This window comes from Streptomyces sp. NPDC051664 (assembly GCF_044453545.1).
Taxonomy (GTDB): Bacteria; Actinomycetota; Actinomycetes; order Streptomycetales; family Streptomycetaceae; genus Streptomyces.
Genome location: NZ_JBITCU010000053.1, coordinates 20,402 through 25,810 on the forward strand (window position 1 = coordinate 20,402; position 5,409 = coordinate 25,810).

Below are 5,409 nucleotides of genomic sequence, written 5' to 3' on the forward strand. Positions count from 1 at the left end.
GCGGGGACATTTCCACCCCCCATCCCAGCGGCGACCTCCCCAGCCTCGGCAACCTCCCCAGCCTCGGCGGAGGTGGGGCCGGCGGCGGTCAGGGCGGCGGGAACATATCGGTCAAGAATCCCAACGATAAGATCACCACCACCAACCCGACTGACTCCGGTTACAGCATCCCTCCCGTTCCCACCGTCAGCGGGCTGCATATCAGCGACGGGAACGGAACCGTAACTACACACCACCCGTCGGGGGGCGTCTCAGCCATAGACCCCAAAGGTTTCACCACCACCAGCTATCCAGACGGCAGCAGCACCATCGCCGGCCCCAACGGCGAATTCCAGACCGTTCCAAGCCCTGCCAACATGGCGGGCATCTCTACCCAGGCCACAGCCCAGACCGGAGAAGCGAACGCAATGCCTGCGGGAGCCATGCAACCCGCCGCTGCCGGACAGGATGCTGGGGGCCTTAGCAACCTGCTCTCACCTCTCATGATGATGATGGGTATGTCTCGGTCAGGGGGCCAGTCACAGTCCGGCAGCGAACGAACCCGCGACTTGTACCAAAGCGGTGAAGGCGACGGGGCTTTCATCAGCGGCAGTGTCGCTCAGCCCGCCCCCCGCTCTGACGATCCATTCGAGGAAGAGGACGAGGACACCTACGAGTTGTCACCCCGCAACACCGTCGGTGGTCAGGGACCCCCGGGCATGCCCAGCCCATCTCATGCCGCCACCCAGACAACCGATTGGGCCGAGCAAGAAGATGTCTGGGGCACAGGAGACGAGGGGCTCCCTGCCTCCATCGGTCGCTGACCGCATCACCCGCAGAACCTATCCCTTGCATACACGGTTGAGAGGACGTCGTGAGCGAAGCGTTGAAGCAGCACATGGATCAGATCATGGCCGAGTTTGAGGAGACGCGGCAGGAACTGATCCAGGCTCAGAGTGAGATTGCCGTGATATCGGTGACCGCTCGCTCGAAGGACCGCGCGGTAGAAGTCACGGTTGGTGCCGACGGGTGCGCCACTGGTCTTCGGTTCCTGAACGACAAGCACAAGTCCATGTCAGGGCAGGCCCTGGCCTCCAGCGTGCTCGAAGTGATGACCCTGGCACGAGAGGAGGTAACTGGCAGAGTACGGGCCAGGGTCGACGCCGTCGCACGTGGTGGACTCGGTGCGATGGGCCGCGATCGGGACGGTCTCGCCCTACTGAACGAACTGCGTCTCGATTCCATACTGGAACCAGATTGGGTGCCTGGCACCCCCCTTACACCGCAAAAGGAGCAGAACTATGGCTAGCGGGGATCACTTCGGCGCGCGGCCTGCCGATGTCAAGAGTGGCGGCGGCCTGACCGACAACGTAGGAACTCTCGCGCTGCACGGAGCCGAAACCTATGCCGAGGCGACTCGTCCCGGGCCCAATCCACCCTGGGGCGAGGGAGACTCCATCGCTGAAGCATTCGAAAGGAATTACAAGCCTGCATCTGGAGAGTTGCGCGAAGCGGTACTCCTCGTGGCGAAAGCGCTACACGGTGCCGCAGACATGACAGTGAAATCCGGTTTGGATTTCGAAAAAGCTTCCGACGATGCGACGAGAGCCATTAGTTCTGGTGGGCATAGGTAGTTCTCATGGCAGTGATACCGTCGCGCCACTCTGATCGCCATCGCGCCGCCACGGAACTGAAACTGCGTGGAAGCACAGAAGATCTCCTTCGGTAGTCGACCCCCACGGCAGCCACACAGTCGTCGAGGCGGCAGCGCCTGCGGCAACTGAATGCCCAGCGCGAGTTAGACGGCGTTCGCAGCCCTTCACTCGCATTGTCGCCCCCAATGAACAAGTGCAATGCTGAGCACCTTTGGCAGCCGAGACCTCCTCCTGTAGGGGGTCTGGGCACTGCAGGTGACACATGTCGCGCCTGCGGCCCGTATCGTTCAACACATCATTTGTTCGTTCTGAGGAAGGATCGGCCGTGGCACGCCAGCTTCTCACCGTCGGCCAGGGAGGCGCGGGCGAGTACGGGACGATTGAGGATGCGCTCGCCCACGCCCGATCGGGGGCCGTCATCAGTGTCCGACCCGGCATCTACACCGACGCCTTGACTGTTCGGACCCGTGTCACCATCACCGCGGACGGCCCCCGCGGCAGTGTGCGGATCGAGCCGGTCCGCGGTAGCGCGGTGACACTGGCCGCCGATGCCGTGCTCCTGACAGGTCTGGCCCTGAGGGGTGGTGAGGGCGACCTGCCCGTGATCGACGCTGTACAGGGACAGATCGCGATGGACGGGTGCGAAGTCACGGGCACCGGGTGGACTGCAGTGTTGAGCCGGGGCAGTGGGTCGCTCGCCCTGCGCGATTGCCGGATCACCAATCCCGTCGGCGCCGGCATCGTGGCGACCGCGTCCACCGGCAGCGTCATCGAAGGCTGCGTCATCGAGCACCTGGGTACTTCGGCGATCGTGGTAAGCGAGCACGGACAGGCCACCATTAGGAACTGCATCATGCGTGACGCGCGGGGTAATGGCTTGCTGTCGAACGGCAGCTCCCGCGGGTCGGTAGAGGGATGCCAGTTCTCTTCGACCGACAAGCCTGCCATTGCGCTCGAAGGGGCCGCTGCGTGGACCCTGACACGCACCACGGTCCATGGTGCTTCCGTTGGCATCTACCTCACCACTTCCGCACGTGTGTCCCTCGACAAGGTGCGCGTCGAGGACTGTTCAGGGCACGGCATCGTCGTAGCTTCGGGCTGCGATCCGCAGCTCACCGCATGCGTCACCGCCCGGACCCGTGGCAGCGGCCTCTTCATTACCGGTCGCTCGCGAGGCACTTACATCGACTGCACGTTCACCGGCGCCGCGCAGCCGGCAGTCCACGTCGAGGAATCCAGCACCCCCGTACTAATCGCGGCAAGCGTGACTGACAGCGAAGGTATCGGCGTCCTGCTGATCGACGAATGCGCAGCGGAATTCGACAAACTCACAGTCATGGATGCTGGTGGCGTGGGGGTCTCGATAAGCTCCGGCGCTAACCCTTTGCTACGCCGTTCCCATATCACCAGCAGCCGGGGACCTGGGCTGCTGGTCCTTGAGGACGGCCGTGGACGGCTCGAGGACTGCACCGTAGAGGACTCCACGGGACACGGACTACGCATCGAGGGACACGGCAATCCGCATGTCAGCAACTGTGTTATCCGCAATTCCGGAAGATCCGGAGTTTCGGTGGGTGCTCGTGGCCTCGGATCTTTGCACGATTGCGAGATCATCGGCTCGGCGGATACGGCGGTCACCGTAGAGAACGGTGGGGAGCCGTCGCTAGTCCGACTCCGGCTCAAGTCCTCCGGGAAGCATGGCGTCCTCGTCAGCCCAGGCGGTCGAGCCACCGTGAGCGGCTGCGAGGTGGAAGACAGCGGTGGCGACGGAATTAAGGTCGACACCGTTGAGCAAGTCACAGTGAACGCCTGCACGACCCGGGCCAACAGGGGTGCTGGGTTGCGGCTCGCCAAATCCGGAAAGCGCGTGACGATCTCCGATCTGACCAGCGCAGACAATGGGAGTCCGGACTTGTGGCCGGGTGTGGAGTCGGCATCCGGTGTCAGTGGCACAGGAGGCACGGGCGTCGAGGCCGACACAATTGGGACAGCTACCCTTCAGGGGCCCTTCGCCGAACTCGACGCCTTGGTCGGCCTAGCTGGCGTGAAGCACCAGGTCAACACGCTCGTGAATTTGGGCCGGCTCGCCCAGCGCCGCGCCCAGCTGGGTATCCCGGCGCCGCCGATGAGCCGGCATCTGGTATTCGCGGGACCACCCGGCACCGGCAAGACCACCGTCGCGCGCCTCTACGGCAACATTCTTGCAGAACTCGGTCTGTTGCCGTCCGGGCACATCGTGGAGGTCTCCCGTTCTGATCTGGTAGCCCAGGTGATCGGAGGCACCGCGATCAAGACCACGGAGGTCTTCGAGCGTGCTCTCGGCGGTGTGCTGTTTATCGATGAGGCCTACACTCTGCTTTCGGACAGCAAAGGATCCGGCGCCGACTTCGGCCAAGAGGCTATTGACACTCTGGTGAAGCTGGTGGAGGACCACCGCGACGAAGTCGTGGTGATCGTGGCCGGCTATTCCCGTGAGATGCAGGATTTGTTGGCCGCCAACCCAGGCCTGGCCTCGCGTTTCACCCGAACCATCGACTTCGACAACTACTCGGTCGACGAACTGGTCACTATTACCGAGAACATGTGCGCCGCCCATCGTTATGTGCTCGACCCTCACGCCCGTGAGGCACTCACCCTCCACTTCAACCGGATGAAGCGCAACGCCACCTTCGGCAACGGCCGCGCCGCTCGCCGGGTCTTCGAAGAGATGGTCGACCGGCAGTCTTTCCGACTTGCCTCAATGCCCGAGGCCACCGAAGCCGACCTTCTGCGGCTCCAGCCCGAAGACGTCGGGGAGGAGGAAGCTGCGGAGATAGGCGGGAACAAGCAGGAGCCAGGCCAATCGGACGTGCTGGAGAAGCTGCGGGGAATGATCGGCCTCGGCGCGGTCAAGCGGGAAGTCGGCGGCATCCTCGACCTTCTCACCACCACCCGCCAGCGCCAGGCGGTCGGCCTGCCCACCCCGAAGGTGAGTCATCACCTCGTCTTCTCCGGGCCGCCCGGCACCGGCAAAACGACCGTCGCCCGGCTCTATGCCGACTTGCTGCGCTCCTTCGGAGTACTCCCCAGCGGCCAGCTCATCGAAGTCGCACGCGCGGATCTGGTCGGCCGCTACATCGGCCACACCGCTCAGCTCACTACCGAAGCCTTCCAGAAGGCCATTGGCGGAGTGCTGTTCATCGACGAGGCCTATGCACTCACCCCTGAAAACGCCCCACAGGATTTCGGCCGCGAGGCCATCGACACCCTGCTCAAGCTCATGGAAGACCACCGCGATGAAACCGTAGTCATCGTCGCTGGATACTCGGAGGAAATGAGACGCTTCCTCGCCAGCAACCCTGGGCTCAGTTCTCGTTTCGCCCGCCACGTACAATTCGAAGACTATTCGACGTCCGAGCTCGTCGCGATCATTGCAGAGATGACCTCCACTGCAGGTTACGAGTGCGCCCCCGCGACGTTCGACGCCCTTCGTGAGCACCTCGACTCCATTCCCCGGGACCGTTCGTTCGGCAACGCCCGCCTGGCCCGTCGATTCGTCGAAACCATGATGACCCGTCAAGCCGGCCGTCTGGGCTCTGTCGCCGCCCCCGATCTGGAGGCCCTCACACTTCTGCTACCCGAAGACCTCCCCTACACCCAGGCAATCGACGATCCTCTTCACCGTGTGCATGGCTGATCTCAGAAGCCGTTTCTCTATCGATCATGGTGAGCATCGGTTCGATTATGGCGACTCGGTCGGGTGATCTTCCGGATGTCCGGGCATGAGGGCAGGGCC

4 protein-coding genes are annotated in these 5,409 nt (G+C 63.4%); all 4 read left to right on the forward strand.

Features of this window, described 5'->3' with window-relative positions; all coding sequences use genetic code 11:
- On the forward strand, positions 1-803 hold an 803-nt coding region (locus ACIA8E_RS39600; RefSeq protein WP_399306433.1), incomplete at its 5' end, for a hypothetical protein.
- Positions 804-853: 50 nt separating this feature from the next.
- Positions 854-1,288 carry a YbaB/EbfC family nucleoid-associated protein gene (locus ACIA8E_RS39605; RefSeq protein ID WP_399306436.1) on the forward strand — a complete coding sequence of 145 codons (435 nt, stop codon included), beginning with the start codon at positions 854-856 and terminating at the stop codon, positions 1,286-1,288.
- A complete protein-coding gene (locus ACIA8E_RS39610) occupies positions 1,281-1,613 on the forward strand; it encodes a hypothetical protein (protein WP_399306439.1) in 333 nt (110 codons plus the stop codon). The genes ACIA8E_RS39605 and ACIA8E_RS39610 overlap by 8 nt, the downstream gene beginning before the upstream one ends.
- A gap of 346 nt (positions 1,614-1,959) precedes the next feature.
- Positions 1,960-5,310 (forward strand): right-handed parallel beta-helix repeat-containing protein, encoded by a 3,351-nt coding sequence (locus tag ACIA8E_RS39615; RefSeq protein WP_399306442.1) that lies wholly within the window; start codon positions 1,960-1,962, stop codon positions 5,308-5,310.
- The last annotated feature ends 99 nt before the right edge of the window (positions 5,311-5,409 follow it).

What these genes read in the sequence shown, in the direction of transcription:
- ACIA8E_RS39610 (WP_399306439.1), top strand. Translation starts at nt 1,281, where the DNA reads ATGGCTAGCGGGGATCACTTCGGCGCGCGGCCTGCCGATGTCAAGAGT.